This is a genomic window from Pantoea sp. WMus005, from assembly GCF_013415305.1.
In the GTDB taxonomy this organism is placed as follows: domain Bacteria; phylum Pseudomonadota; class Gammaproteobacteria; order Enterobacterales; family Enterobacteriaceae; genus Pantoea; species Pantoea rara.
Genome location: NZ_JACBXU010000001.1, coordinates 1,175,559 through 1,193,637, shown reverse-complemented (window position 1 = coordinate 1,193,637; position 18,079 = coordinate 1,175,559). Strand labels below are relative to the sequence as shown.

General features: G+C 60.0%; 15 protein-coding genes. 9 read left to right on the top strand and 6 right to left on the bottom strand.

The features are described from left to right. A complete protein-coding gene (locus tag HZZ01_RS05325; RefSeq protein WP_179895811.1) occupies positions 1–264 on the top strand; it encodes a barstar family protein in 264 nt (87 codons plus the stop codon). Here the strand turns inward: HZZ01_RS05325 and HZZ01_RS05320 are convergent. The 4 genes from HZZ01_RS05320 to HZZ01_RS05305 form a co-directional block, all read right to left on the bottom strand. After that, positions 261–2,627 carry a virulence factor SrfC family protein gene (locus tag HZZ01_RS05320; RefSeq protein ID WP_179895810.1) on the bottom strand — a complete coding sequence of 789 codons (2,367 nt, stop codon included), beginning with the start codon at positions 2,625–2,627 and terminating at the stop codon, positions 261–263. The two genes, HZZ01_RS05325 and HZZ01_RS05320, sit on opposite strands and share 4 nt — an antisense overlap. Beyond that, positions 2,624–5,587, bottom strand: a complete 2,964-nt coding sequence (locus HZZ01_RS05315) for a virulence factor SrfB (RefSeq protein WP_179895809.1) — start codon at positions 5,585–5,587, stop codon at positions 2,624–2,626. The genes HZZ01_RS05320 and HZZ01_RS05315 overlap by 4 nt, the downstream gene beginning before the upstream one ends. Before the next feature lie 2 nt (positions 5,588–5,589). Next, positions 5,590–6,984 (bottom strand): SrfA family protein, encoded by a 1,395-nt coding sequence (locus HZZ01_RS05310; RefSeq protein ID WP_179895808.1) that lies wholly within the window; start codon positions 6,982–6,984, stop codon positions 5,590–5,592. Between the two features lie 171 nt (positions 6,985–7,155). Further along, positions 7,156–8,328 (bottom strand): benzoate/H(+) symporter BenE family transporter, encoded by a 1,173-nt coding sequence (locus HZZ01_RS05305; protein WP_179895807.1) that lies wholly within the window; start codon positions 8,326–8,328, stop codon positions 7,156–7,158. A 120-nt stretch (positions 8,329–8,448) separates the two neighbouring features. Between HZZ01_RS05305 and HZZ01_RS05300 the strand changes: the two genes are divergently transcribed. The 3 genes from HZZ01_RS05300 to HZZ01_RS05290 all read left to right on the top strand — a co-directional run bounded on the left by HZZ01_RS05300 (position 8,449) and on the right by HZZ01_RS05290 (position 10,074). Continuing rightward, positions 8,449–9,006 (top strand): helix-turn-helix domain-containing protein, encoded by a 558-nt coding sequence (locus HZZ01_RS05300; RefSeq protein ID WP_179895806.1) that lies wholly within the window; start codon positions 8,449–8,451, stop codon positions 9,004–9,006. Between the two features lie 66 nt (positions 9,007–9,072). Further along, positions 9,073–9,498, top strand: coding sequence for a MarR family winged helix-turn-helix transcriptional regulator (locus HZZ01_RS05295; RefSeq protein ID WP_179895805.1), 426 nt, complete (start codon positions 9,073–9,075; stop codon positions 9,496–9,498). A gap of 15 nt (positions 9,499–9,513) precedes the next feature. Beyond that, on the top strand, positions 9,514–10,074 hold the full coding sequence (locus HZZ01_RS05290) for an isochorismatase family protein (RefSeq protein ID WP_179895804.1): 561 nt from the start codon (positions 9,514–9,516) through the stop codon (positions 10,072–10,074). A 51-nt stretch (positions 10,075–10,125) separates the two neighbouring features. On the opposite strand, the gene pqqU is transcribed toward HZZ01_RS05290, so the two are convergent. Then, on the bottom strand, positions 10,126–12,240 hold the full coding sequence (pqqU, locus tag HZZ01_RS05285; protein ID WP_179895803.1) for a TonB-dependent receptor PqqU: 2,115 nt from the start codon (positions 12,238–12,240) through the stop codon (positions 10,126–10,128). Positions 12,241–12,372: 132 nt separating this feature from the next. Here pqqU and HZZ01_RS05280 point away from each other — a divergent pair, with 132 nt between their 5' ends. Then, positions 12,373–13,296: an NAD(P)-dependent oxidoreductase gene (locus HZZ01_RS05280; protein WP_314984716.1), complete on the top strand. Its 924-nt coding sequence runs from the start codon at positions 12,373–12,375 to the stop codon at positions 13,294–13,296. Then, positions 13,293–14,072 (top strand): helix-turn-helix domain-containing protein, encoded by a 780-nt coding sequence (locus HZZ01_RS05275; RefSeq protein WP_179895801.1) that lies wholly within the window; start codon positions 13,293–13,295, stop codon positions 14,070–14,072. The genes HZZ01_RS05280 and HZZ01_RS05275 overlap by 4 nt, the downstream gene beginning before the upstream one ends. Here HZZ01_RS05275 and leuA read toward each other — a convergent pair. Next, a complete protein-coding gene (gene leuA, locus HZZ01_RS05270) occupies positions 13,993–15,708 on the bottom strand; it encodes a 2-isopropylmalate synthase (RefSeq protein ID WP_179895800.1) in 1,716 nt (571 codons plus the stop codon). The genes HZZ01_RS05275 and leuA overlap by 80 nt on opposite strands. A 164-nt stretch (positions 15,709–15,872) precedes the next feature. On the opposite strand from leuA, the gene HZZ01_RS05265 reads away from it, so the two are divergent. The 3 genes from HZZ01_RS05265 to pqqB all read left to right on the top strand — a co-directional run bounded on the left by HZZ01_RS05265 (position 15,873) and on the right by pqqB (position 18,076). Then, the gene (locus tag HZZ01_RS05265; protein ID WP_179895799.1) at positions 15,873–16,889 is read left to right on the top strand and encodes a dipeptidase; all 1,017 of its coding nucleotides are present in this window, start codon (positions 15,873–15,875) and stop codon (positions 16,887–16,889) included. A gap of 143 nt (positions 16,890–17,032) precedes the next feature. Continuing rightward, positions 17,033–17,104: a pyrroloquinoline quinone precursor peptide PqqA gene (gene pqqA / locus HZZ01_RS05260; RefSeq protein ID WP_010245082.1), complete on the top strand. Its 72-nt coding sequence runs from the start codon at positions 17,033–17,035 to the stop codon at positions 17,102–17,104. 54 nt (positions 17,105–17,158) lie between these two features. Beyond that, positions 17,159–18,076 (top strand): pyrroloquinoline quinone biosynthesis protein PqqB, encoded by a 918-nt coding sequence (gene pqqB / locus HZZ01_RS05255; RefSeq protein WP_179895798.1) that lies wholly within the window; start codon positions 17,159–17,161, stop codon positions 18,074–18,076. The last annotated feature ends 3 nt before the right edge of the window (positions 18,077–18,079 follow it).

Sequence of the window (18,079 nt, the reverse complement as noted above, 5' to 3'; positions counted from 1 at the left end):
ATGCTGAATCTGACATTCGACCTCCGTCAGCTCACTACGCGTGCGGACTTTTATCAGCAGTTTGCTGAGCAGAGCGGTTGCCCGCAGAGCTTCGGACATAATCTGGATGCGTTATGGGACTGGCTGACAGGTGGGATGGCGCTGCCTGCTACAGTAGGGTTGCAGCATTATGCGGCGCATCAGGCTGATTTAGCGCCGGTGCTGGCGCTGCTGGAAGAGGCGGCGCAGTCGCTGGAGGGCGAACTGCGCCTGATCATCGATTAAGCGCGCAGTGGCTTGAGCAGTGCAACCAGCGCTTCGCGGGCCGCCAGCGACAAATCGCCGCCGCCGGTGTAACCATTGTTCTCAATGATCACCTGATTCAGACCTACCAGCCAGTCATAGATATAGTAGGCGGTGTGGTTAGCCGGCGCTGCAGAGAGTTTGGTCAGACGCTGACCGGTACTGAAGCTGACGCTGGGCGCCGGAGGGCGTGAGAAAATCACCTGACCGCGATTAACGCGGCTGGCAGGACGTTCAGACTCAGGACGCTGTAAAAAACCGAGCCAGGCCACAAAATCCCCCAGCACCGTCATCGCCCGCGTTACCTGACGATCGGCGCGTGATTCATGACTGACGCTCTGCGTATCCGGCTCATGCAGTGCCAGCTGCAATTTCTGGGCGATATCGGTGCGGAAACCGGCCGTGATCAACTCCTCAACCAGCCACTCCATCGTTGCCTTGTCCACGTTCAGCAACGCCAGCAGGCTGCGGTTTTCCGGCAACTGACGCAGATGATCCAGCCACAGCAGCAGCACCTGACGCGGGAACTGCTGGGCACTCTGCAGGCTCTGACGCGGCTGAACCGGCGCTTCAGCCGGGCTCTCACTGAACAGGTCAAATTCAAACCCGATGCCGAACTGATTTTCCGGTGCCTGAATAGTGGCCGGTTTGCTGCCCTGCAGGGCCGACTGATTGAGCCATAGCTGTCGCAGTGCTTCACGCGGCGGCTGCAGACGTTCCAGCAGCTCGCCATGCAGGCCGGTGCGATGCTGTAAACACTTCAGCAGCGTGTCGGCGATATTCTGTTTGCGTGCCGCCTGTTCCGGGCTGGCACCCGCTTCGGTCCAGGGCAGCAGACGCCGCTCCACGACGGTGTGCTGAATCTGCGCCAGCTGAGCCAGCAGCATGTCGCGGCGGGCTTCCGGCTGCATCTCTTCCAGTAACCAGCTCGCCATGCGGTCGACGCCCGCGCGATCCAGCGCCAGCATCGATCCCCAGTGCTGGCCGGGTTGTCCCATCTGACGCTGCACTGCTTCATCCACGTTGACCTGCTGATGGCGGGCATCGAACGGGGTAATTGCCCAGATCAGGCGCGGTTTCTCTGCTGATTCCTGGGCGGGCTGCTGACGCTGCCATTCGCGCAGCGTTTCGCTGGCGAGGTCAGCATCCTGACGGTGGCTGGCTGCGGTGCAGACCAGCAGCAGATCAATCGCCTGACGGGCGGCGTAAAAGCCGGGCAGCAGGGCGCGTTTCTGTTCCAGCAGCTGCGCTCGCAGCGGATCCTGCTGCTGCAGGCGCTGACGATCTTCCTGAGTCGCCACGTCGGCAGACTTACCCGGCGCGGGCAGCTCCAGCATATCGGCATCATCATAGAGCGCGGTACGCGGTGTGGAGCTCAGCGGCACCAGCACTTCCAGCGTCAGCAGCGCCAGTAATCCCAGCGGGACATTTTGCGCCTTGCCGATGCGGTTGCCGTTCAGCGGGCAGACTTCGACCAGCTGCTGCTGATCCTGCTCACTGGCTGGCACAATCAGCTGCTCGGCCGGCAGCAGTGAGGCGTCGGTCAGCAGGCTCAGCGGGGCGAGTATCCGGCTGCTGTTACGCAACTGGTGGCGCAGATGCAGCAGGCTGCGCAGCATCTCATTCAGTCCGGACTGACCAGACCACAACAGTGAAAAGAGCTCCACCCGGTCGTCAACGCTGAGCCAGGGCGCCAGCTCAACGGCCTGTGGCCAGAAGTGACGATCGAGACGCACATCATGGTGCGGACGGCGACGGCTCCAGGACCAGAGCGTGACCATCGCATCACCTTCCAGACCGGCCAGCGGTGTCGCGAGACGATGACGCTGCAGACGCTGCAGTGCGCTGTCAATCTGCGCGGTATCGGGCGTGATCGCGCCGGCACAGGCGACCATCAGCCGTACGATCTCCGCTTCGCTCAGCAGCGTCAGTTCAACCGGCCATTCACCTGACAGCGGTTCGCGCTGATGGCTGAAGCGGGTAGCGGTAGCAAAGTCGAGGTTGCCGGGATTGATATGCTGGAACCAGCTCAGCTGTTTCTCGCCCATGCGGGTCACTAACTGGCCCTGGGCATCAGCCACCATCTCGTTCAGCAGCCAGGCTTTGCCTGCCTGCGACTGACCAAACAGCGCCAGCGTCACCGGACGCGCCACCTGCTGCGCCAGCGCCTGAGCCTGCACGCGCGCCTGCCGCAGTTGCAGCGTCAGGGTTTCGGCTTCCAGCGCCAGACGCGGCGACTGCTCGCGCGTGGTCTCAATCCACGCCAGGCTGTTATTCAGTGCGTCCTGTAACAGGCTAAGACGCTTTGCCAGCGTTTGCGGCTGACGGGGTTTCAGAGCTTTCATCGTTTACACACGCTCCCGCTGTCAATCCAGTATTGCGCATTGGCATTGCCGGTCGCCGACAGGGTATTCAGCTTCAGACTTAATTGTTCCAGTGGCACGCGGGTGCCATCGTCCAGACGCGCATCGCTCAGCACCAGGGTTTCCGGGCCGGATGCGTCAGGGCCCGCTTTTACGGCCAGGCGGATGCGCAGCACGCTCTCACCGGCCACTTTGCGCGCCAGCGTGGCGTCGTTCAGTGTCAGGCTGTAAAGCGGTGAGGCGGGCCAGCGATCGTTATCGAGCTGCCGGAAGCCCAGACAGACGTTGCCGCGAATACGGAAACTGCCTTTTTTATCCAGCACATAACCGGGATCGTCGAGGTCAATTTCGCTGTAGCAGAGGTTCTCGTCCGTCAGCGCCTGGTTTTCATCGAGCACGCCAAGGTAGCGAATCGTCGAGTAGGGTTCAAAGTCGCCCGCGCGGAACCAGAAGCTGCTAAGGCGAAGATCCAGCGCCAGCAGGCAGAGCATCGCGCCGACCGCCGCCGTGGATTTCGGGTTATCGATGCGACCATGTTTGTTAAACGGATACCAGTCGCTGGTGTGATAGCCTTCCAGTGACAGAATACGGCTGCCCGGCAAAGGTTGCAGATGGCGCACCAGTGCCTGGATGCCAGGGAAGCGCGACGGACGACCGGTCAGCAGCAGTACGTCGCACTGATAGAGCGACACCACTTCACACATTGAACGCAGCGCCGGAATGATCGCCATCCGGTGCTGCATAAATTCACCATGCAGTTGTGCCAGGCTGACGACCAGCGGCACCTGCAGCAGGTCAAAACGGCTATTACCGCCCAGTTCGCGCTGAATCTCGCCGTTAACAAACGCCAGCACTGCGTCGCCTGGTGGCTGTTCGACCAGCTCGCCAAACAGGGCATTAATTTCTGCGTGGCTCTCCAGCGGATCCCAGTTTTCATAGCGCTCCAGCACCGCCTGCGCCAGCGGAATAAACAATTGCAGGGTGACCTGCTGACGCAGTGTCGCCTGACCGTCCATGCGGCTGTCGTGACCAAACAGCTTGTTCATCAGCGGTTCTGCCAGCGTCAGTCCCGCTTTCTGCAGATGCTGCTGCAGGGCCGGTAGAATCCACAGCTGGATCACATCCAGCAGGATATCGTCGCCCGCCACTTTAAACCCTTCGCGGAACAGCAGGCGTGGCGTGATTTTAACGTTGTTGCCCTGACCATCGTCCAGACGATACTGGGTGATGGCGAGATCGGTGGTGCCGCCGCCAATATCGATCGAGGCGATACGCAGGCTCTTGCCTGGCAGTTCGTCGGCATCGCGCGGGCGATCCGGCCGGGCCATGCTGCTGAAAAAGTCTTCGGCGCGACCGGCAAAGTTGACCTGGGTTTCATTGAACAGCCAGACCATCTGACCACAGGTCGCTTCATCCCACTCCATCTGCACATCCGGCAGCGGTTTCGGATTCTGACGCGGCAGCGAGGGTGTGAATTCATCTTCGTCCGCCAGCCAGCCTTCCGCTTTCCAGACCAGCGCCAGCGCTTCCTGCATCCGGCGGCGGAAAATTTCACGCTCCGGTTTTGGCATCGCTGACGGCAACGTCAGGATCACATGGCGCAGCTGACGCGGCGCGTGGCTCTGCGGCATCCGCTGACGCTGTGCCGCGCTGTTCATCTGCATCAGCGCCTGAGCCAGCAGTTCACACAGCATAAAGGTCATCAGCGAACTGCGGCTGTAGTGCGGTGAAAAGACCGGCAGACGATCGTCCGGTGCCAGCGTAGAGAGCGGCTGACCTTCGTCGTTCAGCAGGGTCGTAAAAGGTGCGGCATAAGCCAGGGGTTCAGCCTGATCGCCGGGCGTGTTAAAACGCCAGCCTGGCTGATAGCGCGCTTCATCCCACAGATAACGACGCGGGCTGGAGAGGCCGGTGCTGCCTTCCAGTCCCACACGCTGCAGGGCCAGACGGCTCGCTTCGCGTCCGACGCGCGTCAGAGAGGGCCACATAAAGGCCTGTTCACGACCACTTTCCAGCGAGAAATTGGCTTTGCCAAAACGGGTTTCGGCAAATTCCAGGCGGCTGTCGAACAGCTCGTTGTAAACCTGATGCGGCTCGGAGAGATCGCGCAGCTGCAACTCATAGGTTTGCTTCAGGCCGTTGCTTTCTTCCGGATGATCTTCCACCAGAACGCCGCAGGTGTGGGAGTTGCCGACATCCAGAATGATATCGACATTGACCGCCGGGGTCTGCAGCGTGGCAGCCTGAATGTGGATCTCGCTGAGGTCGAGCTGTTCGCCCAGCAGTTCCAGCAGATTAAGGTAGTGCGCCTGATACTCAAATTCGCGCAGCGCCTGATTAATGGCCTGTTCACGGCGATCGGAGACGCGGTCGGTAAAGGATTCGCGCAGCCAGCCATCAACCCATGTCAGGTCCAGAAACTCACCCAGCTCATAATTGTGCCAGGCGAGCGCAAAGGATACGCCATTCTGCGCATCGGCGACGCTGAGGCCGAGCTGTTCGCCGCCGTCCTGTTCCGCCACGCAGCGGGTATCAAAGGCGAGGCTGACGCGATGGGTATTGCCCGCCGCATCGGGTGCAGGCAGGGCAACCAGACGCATGCGCGCCCAGTTTTCAGGGCCGCCGATAAAACGACGGCCGCTGGCGCAGCGCAGCATCGGCAACGGCAGCCAGCAGGCTGACAGCAAAGTCAGTGAGTCCGCCAGGGCGATATCGGACTCCGGACGCACCACTTCAGCGGCACCCCCATCTTCCGGATAGAGCAGGAACTTCCCACTGTTGCCATCGACCTTGAGGCGCAGCAGCGGGCCGTTGGCGGTCTGGCGCACAAACTGACGGCGCGCCGGGGTATCTGAGAGTTGCAGGCCAAAATCAAGAAACTGCACACCGCTGTTTTCAATCAGCGAAATTTTTTGTTTGTCATCGATCAGGGGAGCCAGCATCGTTATTTACTCTCACGCTTAATCGTCATCGGGAACACCCGGTCATCAGCATACTGTGCTTCACACACGGCGGCGCCCATACTCGCATGGCAGACCAGCAGTGGCATACGGTAGCGCGAATTGTTCTGGCACTTCGCCGTATAGCGGCTCTCAATAACCAGGTTGCCAGCGCTGGTCATGGCGGCACTGACATCGGCTTTACAGGTAGTATTACCCTGGGTGACCTGCACGCTCCCTTTGCCATTTTTAAACTGGAAGCGCATCACTGGCGGCTTACCGGTTGGCGTCTGCATCTGGTCGATAGTGACACGCCAGCGGCCATCAATCACCTGCACCTGACCTTCGCGGACGGCGTCCGGCGTGACGATCAGGTCATCGGCTTTAGCCGGAACCGGCGGGGTCACCACAGTGGCAAGGGTAGCAGATGAGTCGGCAGGTGCGGCTTCGGTCGTGCCAGTGCTTGCTGGTTTCTGCGGCAGCGCCTCGGGTTGTTTCTCAGCCGTTGCTGTCTCCGCAGGTGTCGCAGCAGACGGTGTCGCGGCAGCCGGTGCCTGAGTCGCAGCGGGTGTCGGGGTGGATACAGGTGCAGGGGCGGTTACCGGCTTCGTTGTCGCAACCGGTGTCACCACAGGCTCCGGTTTATGCAGCAGCACGGCCACCATCACGGCAGCCGCAATCGCCACAGGCGGTAACAGATACCAGATGCGGAAAGGACGGCGAGCCGCCACCGGCGTGACCGGCTGAGGTTCAGCGGGCGCCGCAACCGGCAGCGGTTCTGCAACCGCTTCAGGTTCAGGTTCTGGTTCAGATCTGGATTCAGGCTCAGGTTCCGCGATAACAACCGGGTCAGCGACTGCCGGCGCAGCAGGCAGCTCAGGCAGCGGTTCAACCAGTGAAGCCGGCAGGTTCTCTTCCAGGGTGTCACGCAGACAGGCCAGCGCGTCATCGCGACTGCGCGCCTGGGCATCGACAAAGCCCCAGAAAGTGATAACCGGTTTGCCATCAACCAGATAGACATACTGCTGGTCGGGGAATTGCAGGGTTTTGCTCAGAAGGGCACCAAACAGGCGCATCGACGGGTTCTCTGCCGCGCGCGCGCGCGTGCTAAGTTCCTGCATATCCTGCTGACAGGCAGTGAGCTGTTGCAGCGCCGCACGACGTTCATGATCGCTGGCGCCCAGCCAGGATTTCACCCGACCGCTAAAAGGGGCATACCAGTCGAGGCGATCGCCCCGTTCATTGGCCTGAGGAATTGCCAGGCAATCTGCCAGTGCGCCCTGACGGCGCAGGCGCAGGGTTTCACGAATTTGCAGTGCAGAGGCGTAGACCGGCTGGCCATTTTCACCTAATGCCAGAACTGCATCTAAATTACCGCTGCGCAGAATAGTTTTTGCCACCTGTTGGGCCCTTATCGGTCGTTGTCTGAGGCAGAAAATCGCGTGTTATCGACGATTAGGTTGATTTTACGCGGGGCAATGACAAATCAAACGGCAGAAAAGGAGGTAAATCCAGTGTTTTTTTCATCGGCGGGTGGAAAAATAACCGATATTTCAGCAGCTATCACGCAATCAGGCGGTTTTACGCACCAGCAGCAGGTGAGCGAAAACGCCACCCAACAGTCCCCAGAACGCAGGACCAATACCCAATAGAGAAACGCCTGATGCAGTGATCAAAAATGCGATCAGCGCGCTGTCGCGTTCCGCAGGCACATCGAGTGCACGATGCAGGCTGCCGCCCAGCGTGGCAAGCAGTGCCAGACCCGCCATCGCCTCAATCAGCACCGCAGGCAGCGCGCTGAAGAGCACGGCAATCAGCGCACCGGATGCGCCCGCCAGCAAATAGAACACCCCGGCCAGCACCGCCGCCCGCCAGCGCTGATGAGGATCAGGATCGACCTCATCGCTCATGCAGATCGCCGCCGTAATCGCCGCCACGCAGACCGAAAAACCCCCAAAGGGCGAGAGCAACAGGGCAGTGAATCCGGTCCAGCTCATTAGTGACGAGACTGGCGGCCGGTAGCCGTGCGCCTGTAACGTCGCGATGCCGGGCGCATTCTGCGATGCCATCGTCACCAGGAAATAGGGCACGCCAATCCCCAGCAGCGTGGTCAGGGTAAAGTGCGGCATCACCGGCTGCGGCAGCGCCAGCATAATCGACTGCGGCGGAAAGTGGATGGCGTGCTGGCCAAGCGCGACTGCAATACCCACCAGCAGCGTCACCAGAATGGCATAACGGGCCAGCCAGCGACGGGCCAGTAGCCAGGCCAGGCACATGCAGGCGCACAGCACAAAATTGCTCTGCAAATCGGCAAAAGTCTGTAGCCCGAAGCGCAGCAGAATGCCCGCCAGCATCGCCGCCGCCAGCGAGGCGGGAATGTGGTTCATCAGCCGGGCAAACAGACCGGTCACGCCGCATACGACAATCAGCAGGTTGGCGAAAACAAAGACGCCTGCTGCCTCATTCAGCGAAATGCCGTGAAAACTGGTCGCCAGCAGTGCGGCACCCGGCGTTGACCAGGCGGCCAGTACCGGCATGCGGTAGCGTAATGACAGCCCCAGCGAGACGATTCCCTGCGCAAGCCCCAGCACAGACAGCCAGCCGCCAATCTGTTCAGGCGTGGCACCGGCCGCCTGAAACATCTGATAAATAATTGCGCCGCTGCTGCTGTAGCCTACCAGAACTGCAACAAAGCCAGAGACCAGCATTGGCAGGGTAAAACGGGACGGTTCGGCTCTCGTCATGATCAAACTCTCAGTGAGATTGTGCGTTATAGCGCACATGGTCGCATGATGCGCTATAACGCACAAGTGGTACACTATCGCCATAACGTGAAACATCAGGACGGGAATTCAGGAGAAAAAATGGCGGATTTTCAGCAACACCTGAGCGGCGCGCTCAGACAGTTGCGGCAGGCCAATGGCTGGAGCCTGACGCTCACGGCAGAGCGTACCGGCGTCAGCAAAGCGATGCTGGGGCAGATTGAGCGCGGCGAATCGAGTCCCACTGTGGCGACGCTGTGGAAGATTGCCACCGGTTTCAACGTTCCCTTTTCCTTTTTTATCGACGGTAGCGCGCTACCCGTCGGCACAGCATCAGGCTTCAGTCAGCCGAATGCCGAAATGTCGGTACGGTCGCTGCTGCCTTACGATCCACAACTGCGTTTTGATCTGCTGGCGGTGGAGCTGGCAGCGGGCGCACAAAGTCACTCTTCACCGCATGAAGTGGGCTGCGTGGAGCAGGTGGTGGTGATTGAAGGCGAACTGCTGCTGGGGATCGGCGATGTCTGGCGCCGTCTGCTGACCGGCGAAGCGTTTCAGTTCAGGGCCGATGTGCTGCACAGCTACCGTAACCCGCTCAGCACGCCGCTGCGCTTCCACAGCCTGATTCATTACCTGCAACGCCCGGACGTTACAAATTGATACCGGTGCAAACTACACAGTTTGCCTTCGTATCTTTATACTTTCGCTAATCGATGGAGACGAGTAATGAGCGATCTGACGGAATCCGCTGCAATGCTGCGTATGCTGGTGGGCAAGCTGGGTCGCCGGTTACGTGAGTCGGCACCGCCTGGCGAACTCACCTGGTCACAGGTTGCGGTGCTGGGCCATCTGGTGCGCGCCGGAGCAATGACGGTAACGCAGCTGGCATCTGCCGAAGGTGTACGTACCCAGTCAATGGGTGCGACCGTCGCCGGGTTACTGGCGGCAGAATGGGTGAGGGGCGAGGCTGATCCCCATGATGGACGGAAAACCCGCTATCTGCCGACTGAGTCGGGAATGGCGGTGATTAGCTCGAGTCGCGCACTCCGCGATGACTGGCTGACCCGGACCCTGGAAGCACGGCTCAGCCCGGCAGAGCAGCAGCAACTGACAGACGTTCTTCCTCTGTTACAACGACTCACTGACGATTAAACCTGAGGATTCAACATGGCTGTAACCACCCTTGATGCAAAAACTGCGCTGATTGTTATCGACATGCAACACGGTATTGTGGCGCTGCCGCTGGTTCATGAACCGCAACCGGTGATCGAACGCTGTGCCGCACTGGCAGAGGCATTTCGCGCGCACGATCTGCCGGTCGTGCTGGTTAACGTGGCGGGTGGAGCACCGGGCCGCAACGAGCAGACGCCTCACAGCGGCGAATTGCCTGCTGACTGGGCGACACTGGTTCCGGCGATGACCCCGCAGCCCAATGACCTCACCATCACCAAGAAAACCTGGGGCGCGTTTCACGCTACGGCACTGCACGAGGAACTGCAAAAGCGCGGCATTACTCAGGTTGTGATCTGCGGTATTGCAACCAGCATCGGCGTGGAATCAACTGCACGTCAGGCGTATGAGCTGGGTTACAACGTCACGCTGGCCACCGATGCGATGACCGATCTGAACAGGGATACCCATGACAACAGCGTGAAATTGATCTTCCCACGTCTGGGTGAAACCGGGAGCTCTGAGGATATTAAAGCGCAGTTGAAATCGCGCGGCTGATTAGCGTGTAATGGTAAGATTCGGGCCACGGCAAGGGTGGCCCGGATGGTTTTAGCGGAAGGCGTAACCCAGCGTTAAACCGACGCTGTAATTGCGGCCGGGCGCTGACTCGAAGTAGCGTCCATTACTCTCATTCACAATCACTGAACCTACATAGTGCCGGTCAAACAGGTTATCTACCCGACCAAACAGATCCAGCGTCCAGTTCTCAACCAGCCATTTATAGCCACTGTTTACCGCCGCCACGGTGTAGGACGGGGTATTCACGTTGTTCTGATCTTCAGCGGCGATCTGGCTCAGATAGCGTACCTCGCTGCCTGCATAAAAGCCCTGTTCTGGCAGGTAGCCGAGTCCGGCGTACGCCATGTTACGTGCGATGCCAGGGATACGATTGCCGTCACAGCTCTCGCTGCCGCAGGCGTTGCTGCGATAGCGCGCATCCAGCAGCGTGTAAGCCATTTTCAGTCGCCAGTCCCAGGCAAACTGCTGATCCAGGCTTAACTCCAGACCGCGACGGCGCGTCTGACCGGCATTTTTATAGGTGGTGCGGCCGCCACTGCTGGTATCCGCCACAATCTCATCACGGGTATCGGTCTGGAACAGCGCCGCGCTGACCAGGCCATTGCCGATGCGTTTTTTGCTGCCGATCTCCAGCGTGTCGCTGGTGGCCGGTTTCAAACCGAGATTCAGGCCCGTCGCGCCATCTGAACGGTAAGACAGCTCATTAATGGTCGGGGTTTCAAAGCCACGACCGGCAGAAACATAGGCATTCCAGCCTGGGTCAAAGGCATACTTGAGCGCGGCAGCGGGCAGCCATTTGTGATAGCGCGCATCACCGCTGTCGTCGCCGTTACCGGGCCGGACATAGGAATCATTGGCGTCAAAGTTGACGGTGCTGAAGCGCACACCTGCATCCAGCGACAGCTTATCGGTCAGTTGCCAGGCGGTCTGCAGATAGGGATCGAGCGTCCACATCAGATTGCGTTCGTTGCGGCGCAGATTGCCCTGTTCACCCAGCTGCGTCACGCCATTGCTGACGGTGAAGTTTTCATAGCCTTTACGGCGCTCGGTCATGGTTTCGTAGTCGAGGCCACCGGTCACCGCCACCGGAATCGACAGCAGCGTGTCGCGATGGGTCCAGCGGGTATCGACCCCCTGATAGTGGCGTGTCAGGGCGATTACGCCACCAGGGTGAGACGGGTTGCGCTGAACAGCGGCGGGAATTGACTGGAACTGAGTGGTTTCGCGCATCCCCGCATAAAGCATTACGCTGAGGTCGTCATTTTCACTCATCTGGCGCTGATACCGCAGGCCGCCCTGGGTCTGATCCACGGTTTTACGGGTATTGTAGAGCGTAACGTTGCTGACCACCTGGCGCGGATTGTCCCGCCACTGCGCCTCGGTTAAGCCGCCAGGATCCTGCGCGTCGATGTGAACGCTGTTAAACAGCAGCGTCAGGGTGCTGACATCATCGATTCGCACACCCAGCCGGGCGTTGCCGAGGTTCTTCTGTGCATCGCTGTGATCGCGATAGCCGTGGGTGGTGAAGCGGGAAGCGGAGACGGTGTAGTTCACATCCCCGGCGTGGCTGCCATCACCGGTGGCGCCGCTGGCTTTGACGCTGTTGCGCCAGCTGCCGTAACTGCCGTACCAGCTGCTGGCTTCCAGCGTGGTCGGTTGCTGACCCTGCTGGGTAGTAACATTGATCACGCCGCCCGAGGCGTTGCCATACAGCGCAGAAAAAGGGCCGCGCAGCACGTCGACATGATCGATTGAGCCGATATCAATATTGGAGGTCTGCGCCTGACCATCCGGCATGGTGGCCGGGATACCATCCACGTAGATACGCAGACCGCGCACGCCGTAGGTTGAGCGGGAGCCAAAGCCGCGCATCGACAGCTGCAGGTCCTGCGCGTAATTCTGCCGGTTCTGTATCTGGAGACCCGGCACGCTGCTGAGGTTTTCCGACAGGTTTACGCGCGCGGCTGACTGACGCATATCGTCGCCGCTGACCACGCTCAGGGCGGCTGGCGTATCGAGTTCATTGAGTCCCGTTTCCGGCGGCGCGGCCGTCACGACCAGCGTATTATCCGCCGCCAGCATTGGCATCGGCAAAAGGGCAGGCAACATCAACAGCGTCGCCTGACGCAGAGAGATTATTTTCATTATCAGAGGCCTGAAAAAAAGAAGCGTAAATGAACCAGGTGGAACAATTGCTGCATATGGTAAGGGTTTGATGCGACGGGGTACACCGTTTCGGGCTGGATTTTTTTTCTGTTTACCGCCAGGCTGGAATCCATCTTTTGCAGTGACCAGGCATCCGGTACTTCCGGATGCAGACAAAAACTCACGGGAGTCAGCATGAAACAACCTGAAGTGGCGGTTCTGGGATTAGGCGCAATGGGGCACGCATTTGCCGCCAACCTGCTGAAAAAAGGCTTTCGCGTACACGGCTGGAACCGCACCCGCGCACGCGGCGAGGATCTGCTGGAAGCCGGTTTACAGCTGGCTGACTCACCGGAAGACGCGGTGCGTCAGGCGGATGTGGTGATTGCCATGCTCGCCGATGGCGACACGACGGAGCAGGTGCTGCATCAGGCGAAAGAGGCGTTTAAACAGGGCGCAACGCTCTGCCAGATGGGCACCATCGGCGTAGAAAAAACCGACGCGCTGATCGCCTTTTTCACAGAAAAACGCCCCGATCTTTTGCTGATCGACGCGCCAGTCTCCGGCACCAAAGCGCCAGCAGAAAACGCACAGATTCTGGTGCTGGCCAGCGGTGATCAGAGCCGGGCGCAGGCGGCAGAAGCGGTGTTTGCCGCCATCAGTAAAGGCACAAAGTGGCTGGGTGAGGCGGGAAAAAGTACCCGCATGAAGCTGGTCATCAACAGCTGGCTGATCGGCATGATGCAGAGCCTGGCGGAGAGTACCCGGCTGGCGGAGCAGTTCGGCTTTTCCACCGACGATCTCTGGCAGGTGCTGGAAGGCGGTCCGCTGGCCGCGCCTTATGCGAAAATGAAGCTCGGGATGATGGCCAGCGACGACTATACGCCGCAGATGCATCTGGTCTGGGCGCTTAAAGATGCCCGCCTGGCGCTGGATGCGACAGAGACGCCATTACCCGCGCTGAAGAATATCGCGCAGCTCTGGCAGCAGGCGGTAGACGCGGGACACGGAGAAGAGGATCTGGCGGTCATCTACCGCTACCTGAAGGCGCAATGAGTCAGCAGCATTTTGATTTCAGCATGCGCCCGCTGGTGCCGCTGGCGCACGACTACCTGCACGGTGCCAGCGAACCCTGGCATCATCACACCTGCGCCCAGCTGATCCATACCCTGAGCGGCGTAGTGCGGGTCGAGACGGAGTTCGGCAGCTGGATTGTGCCGCCGGGTCGCGGTGTCTGGCTGCCCGCGTTTACCCGCCATGCACTGCGGGTTACCGGCAGCGTCGCGGCGCGCACGTTGTTTATCGATCCGCTGGCGCGCGCCGATCTGCCCGCCAGTTGTCAGGTGGTGCAGATCTCGCCGCTGCTGCGTGAACTGATCGTCACCGCGCTAAGTCTGCCGGAGCAGTACAGCGCCGGGAGCCGTGACGAGCGAGTGATGGAGTTAATTCTGGATGAGATTCGGGGCATGGATGTGCTGCCTTTTGCGCTGCCGACGCCCGACAGCCCCCGGTTACAGGCGCTGTGCGAGCAGATTCAGCAGACGCCCGATGAAAAATGGACGCTGCAGCGTGCCAGCGCGCAGATGAATGTCTCGGGCCGTACGCTGGCCCGTCATTTTATGCGCGAAACCGGACTGCAGTTCAGTGACTGGGTCCGACGTGCCCGCCTGGCAATCGCCCTGACGCGACTGGCGCAGGGCGACTCCGTGTTGCGGGTGGCGCTGGAGCTGGGATATGAGAGCCCCAGCGCGTTTAGTGCGATGTTTCGTCGTCTGCTGGGCGTTGCGCCCACTGACTACTTTCCGCCTGCAGAAACTGGCCTGCCGCGCTGAGCAGCGCCTGCAATGCGGCACGGGCCGTGTCGTTATCGATACTCACCCCCCAGGCCCGCACACCGCGGGCATCCACACAGCTGATATAGGCCACAGAACGGCTGTCACTGCGCCGTCCCAGCGTATGCTCGTGATAGTCCTCAATGGTCAGATGCAGATCAAACGCGCTGCGCAGGGCATTCACCGCCGCAGAGAGCCAGCCGTTGCCGCTGCCGGTCAGTGTCAGGAAGCGGTCCTGAACCCTCACGCTGGCGCTGATCTGCGTCTGCCCGCCGCTGTCACTCTGGCTGTCAGCCCGCTGCAAGGCCACCGCAGGCTGCGTCACGCCATACTGGCGGCAGAAGAGTTGCCACAGCGCGTAGTGCGTCATCTCGCCGCCGTGACGGTCCGTCTCCTGCTGCACACAGCGGCTGAAATCCTGCTGCAGCGCACGCGGCATTTGTAACCCATGATTCTGCTCCAGCAGCCAGGCGGTCCCGCTTTTACCCGACTGACTGTTTACGCGGATTACCGCCTCATAGCTGCAGCCAATGTCGGCCGGATCCAGCGGCAGATAGGGCATCTGCCACACTTTCTCCTGCCGTTCTGCGCGGATGGCGAACCCTTTTTTAATCGCATCCTGATGAGAACCGGAGAAGGCGGTGAAGACCAGTTCGCCCGCATAGGGATGGCGCGGATGAACCGGCAACTGGTTGCAGCGGGTCACGACCTCAATCACCTCATGCATCTGGCTGAAATCGAGCAGGGGTGAAATGCCCTGGGTATAGAGATTCAGCGCCAGCGTTATCAAATCGACATTGCCGGTGCGTTCGCCGTTGCCAAACAGGCAGCCCTCGACCCGATCAGCGCCCGCCAGCAGGGCCAGTTCGGCACAGGCGACGCCGGTGCCGCGATCGTTGTGCGGATGCACGCTGATGCAGACAGCGTCACGACGGCTGAAATGGCGGCAGAAAAACTCAATCTGATCGGCATAGACGTTGGGAGTATTCATCTCCACCGTGGCAGGCAGATTAATGATCATCGGGCGCTGCGCGTCCGGTTGCCAGACATCGGCCACCGCCTCGCAAATCTCCAGCACAAACTCCGGCTCGGTAAAGCAGAAGGTCTCTGGCGAATATTCAAAGGTCCAATGGGTTTCCGGTTGCGCCTGGCATCCGGCACGGATCTGGCGTGCGCCAGCGGTGGCCAGCGCCACGATGTCCGCTTTGCTCTGCTTAAATACCCGCTCGCGAAACAGCGGCGCGGTGGCGTTATAGAGATGCACAATGGCGCGTGGAGCGCCCTGCAGCGCCACAAAGGTGCGGGCAATCAGATCTTCGCGCGCCTGGGTCAGCACCTGTAACGTCACATCCGCCGGGATGCGCTGCTGCTCAATCAGGTCGCGGACGAAATCGAAATCCGTCTGCGACGCCGAGGGAAAAGCGACTTCAATCTCCCGGAACCCGCAGCCCAGCAGCAGATCCCAGAACGCCATTTTCCGCGCCCGATCCATCGGTTCTGCCAGCGCCTGATTGCCGTCACGCAAATCGGTAGAGAGCCAGCGTGGGGCCTGGGTGAGCTGGCGCGAAGGCCACTGGCGGTCGGGCAGAGACACTACCGGGGAGGGTCGATATTTATCAGCAGGTCGGGTCAGCATAGGATTCTCCTTTTGTTTTTTATCAGTCTGCCAACACGCCTCCAGGTCCGCGCGCGCAATGCTGACAACCTGACGCGCAAAAGTGACAACACCCGGCGTGCGCCTGTTTGGTAAAACCGCCGGGCAGGGTTAGCATGGTCGCCTGTTTATTCGGGTGGACACTTATGCTGATTTTTGACGGTCACAACGATCTGTTGCTTAACCTCTGGCTGCATCATCGTGATGCGCCCGCGCAGGCGTTTTATCAGGGTATTGAACGAGGCCATCTCGACTTTCCGCGCATTCAGCAGGGCGAAATGGGCGGCGGGCTATTTGCGATCTTCGTGCCGCCGCAGGCGTACATTGCCAGTACGGTTCCGGCACGCGCCGTTGAGCCGTATGAACCGCTGCAAATCATGTGGCAACAGCTCGATATCCTGCAGCAGCTGGCCGATGCGTCCGGCGGACGGGCGCGACTCTGCCGCAGCAGTGACGACATTACCGCCTGCCGCACCGATGGTGTGCTGGCGATGGTGGCTCACATCGAAGGTGCCGATGCGCTGGATGAGCAGGGCGAGCAGCTGCACGCCTTCTGGCAGGCAGGTGTGCGCAGCATCGGGCCATTCTGGAATCTGCGCAGTCACTTTGGTGAAGGCGTCAGTGGCACTTTTCCCGGCTCACCTGATACCGGGCCGGGCCTGACCGCCGCCGGTGAAAGGCTGATTCAGCAGGCGGGTGAGCTGAAGATGATGATCGACGTGTCGCACATGAACAGTAAGACGTTTTGGGAAACTGCCCGGCTCTCCCGTGCGCCGCTGGTGGCCAGCCACTCTAACGCGCATGCTCTCTGTCCGCAGCCGCGTAATCTGACTGATGACCAGCTGATGGCGATCCGCGACAGCGGCGGACTGGTCGGCATTAATTTCGGCAATGCGTTTCTGCGCGCCGACGGTAAACGCGACGCGGATACGCCATTAACAGCAATTGTTAAGCATTGTGATCACCTGATGAAGATAATGGGCAGCGACAATGTGGCCTTTGGCTCTGATTTCGACGGGATTACTACTCCTGCGGCGCTGGGCGATGTCAGCGGAATGCCGCGATTGCTCGCCGCTTTTCAGGAAGCGGGCTATGATCAGACACTGATAGAGAAACTGGCATGGGGAAACTGGCAGCGCGTTTTACAACTGACCGGGCTGTGATAACAATTTCCTTACGTTCCGGACTTGATCCCGACGCGCCATTGGCGCAACATCTGCCTGGAAATTGTGACGGCGGTCTCATTCATTACCGATCACGCTGATTTCAGGCAGCTCATTTATTGTTAACCAAGAGGAAGTAACTCATGTGGAAAAAACCCACTTTCGTTGATATGCGTCTCGGTCTGGAAGTGACTCTTTACATCTCCAACCGTTAATCGTTCTGCCCGCCCTCTGAGCGGGCATTTTTTTTCAACTTCTGGTTTTCCTCTATGTTTATCAAAATCCTCGGTTCAGCTGCGGGTGGCGGGTTTCCGCAGTGGAACTGCAACTGCGCCAACTGCCACGGCGTGCGTAACGGCACAATCCAGGCCCAGGCACGCACGCAATCGTCGATTATCCTCAGCGATAACGGCGAAGACTGGGTGCTATGCAACGCCTCACCCGACATCAGCCAGCAGATCCTGCATACCCCGGAACTGACCCGCAAGGGCGTGTTGCGCGGCACGGCGATCGGGGGGATTATCCTGACCGACAGCCAGATCGATCACACGACCGGGCTCCTGAGCCTGCGTGAGGGCTGTCCACATCAGGTGTGGTGTACGCCGGAAGTGCATGCCGATCTCAGCACCGGCTTCCCGATCTTTCCGATGCTCACCCACTGGAATGGCGGCTTACAGCACCGGCCGATTGCGCCACTGACGCCGTTCAGCGTCGACGTCTGCACTGATCTGCAGTTCACTGCAATTCCTATCATCAGTAATGCACCGCCTTATTCGCCGTACCGTGATCGGCCGCTGCCGGGCCACAACGTGGCACTGTTTATTGAGAACCGGGCGAAGGGTCAGACGCTGCTCTATGCGCCAGGTCTGGGCGAGCCGGATGCGGTGATCCTGCCGTGGCTGCAAAAAGCGGATTGCCTGCTGATTGATGGCACTGTCTGGCAGGATGATGAACTGCTGACCACCGGCGTGGGTCACAACACCGGCAAGGCGATGGGCCATCTGGCGCTGGCGGAAGAGCAGGGATTGATGGCGCTGCTGGCGTCGCTGCCGGCAAAACGCAAAATTCTGATCCACATTAACAACACCAATCCGATCCTTAACGAGCAGTCACCGCAGCGTCAGTTTCTGACGGAGCAGGGAATAGAGGTGAGCTGGGACGGGATGGCGATTCACCTTCAGGGCTAAATC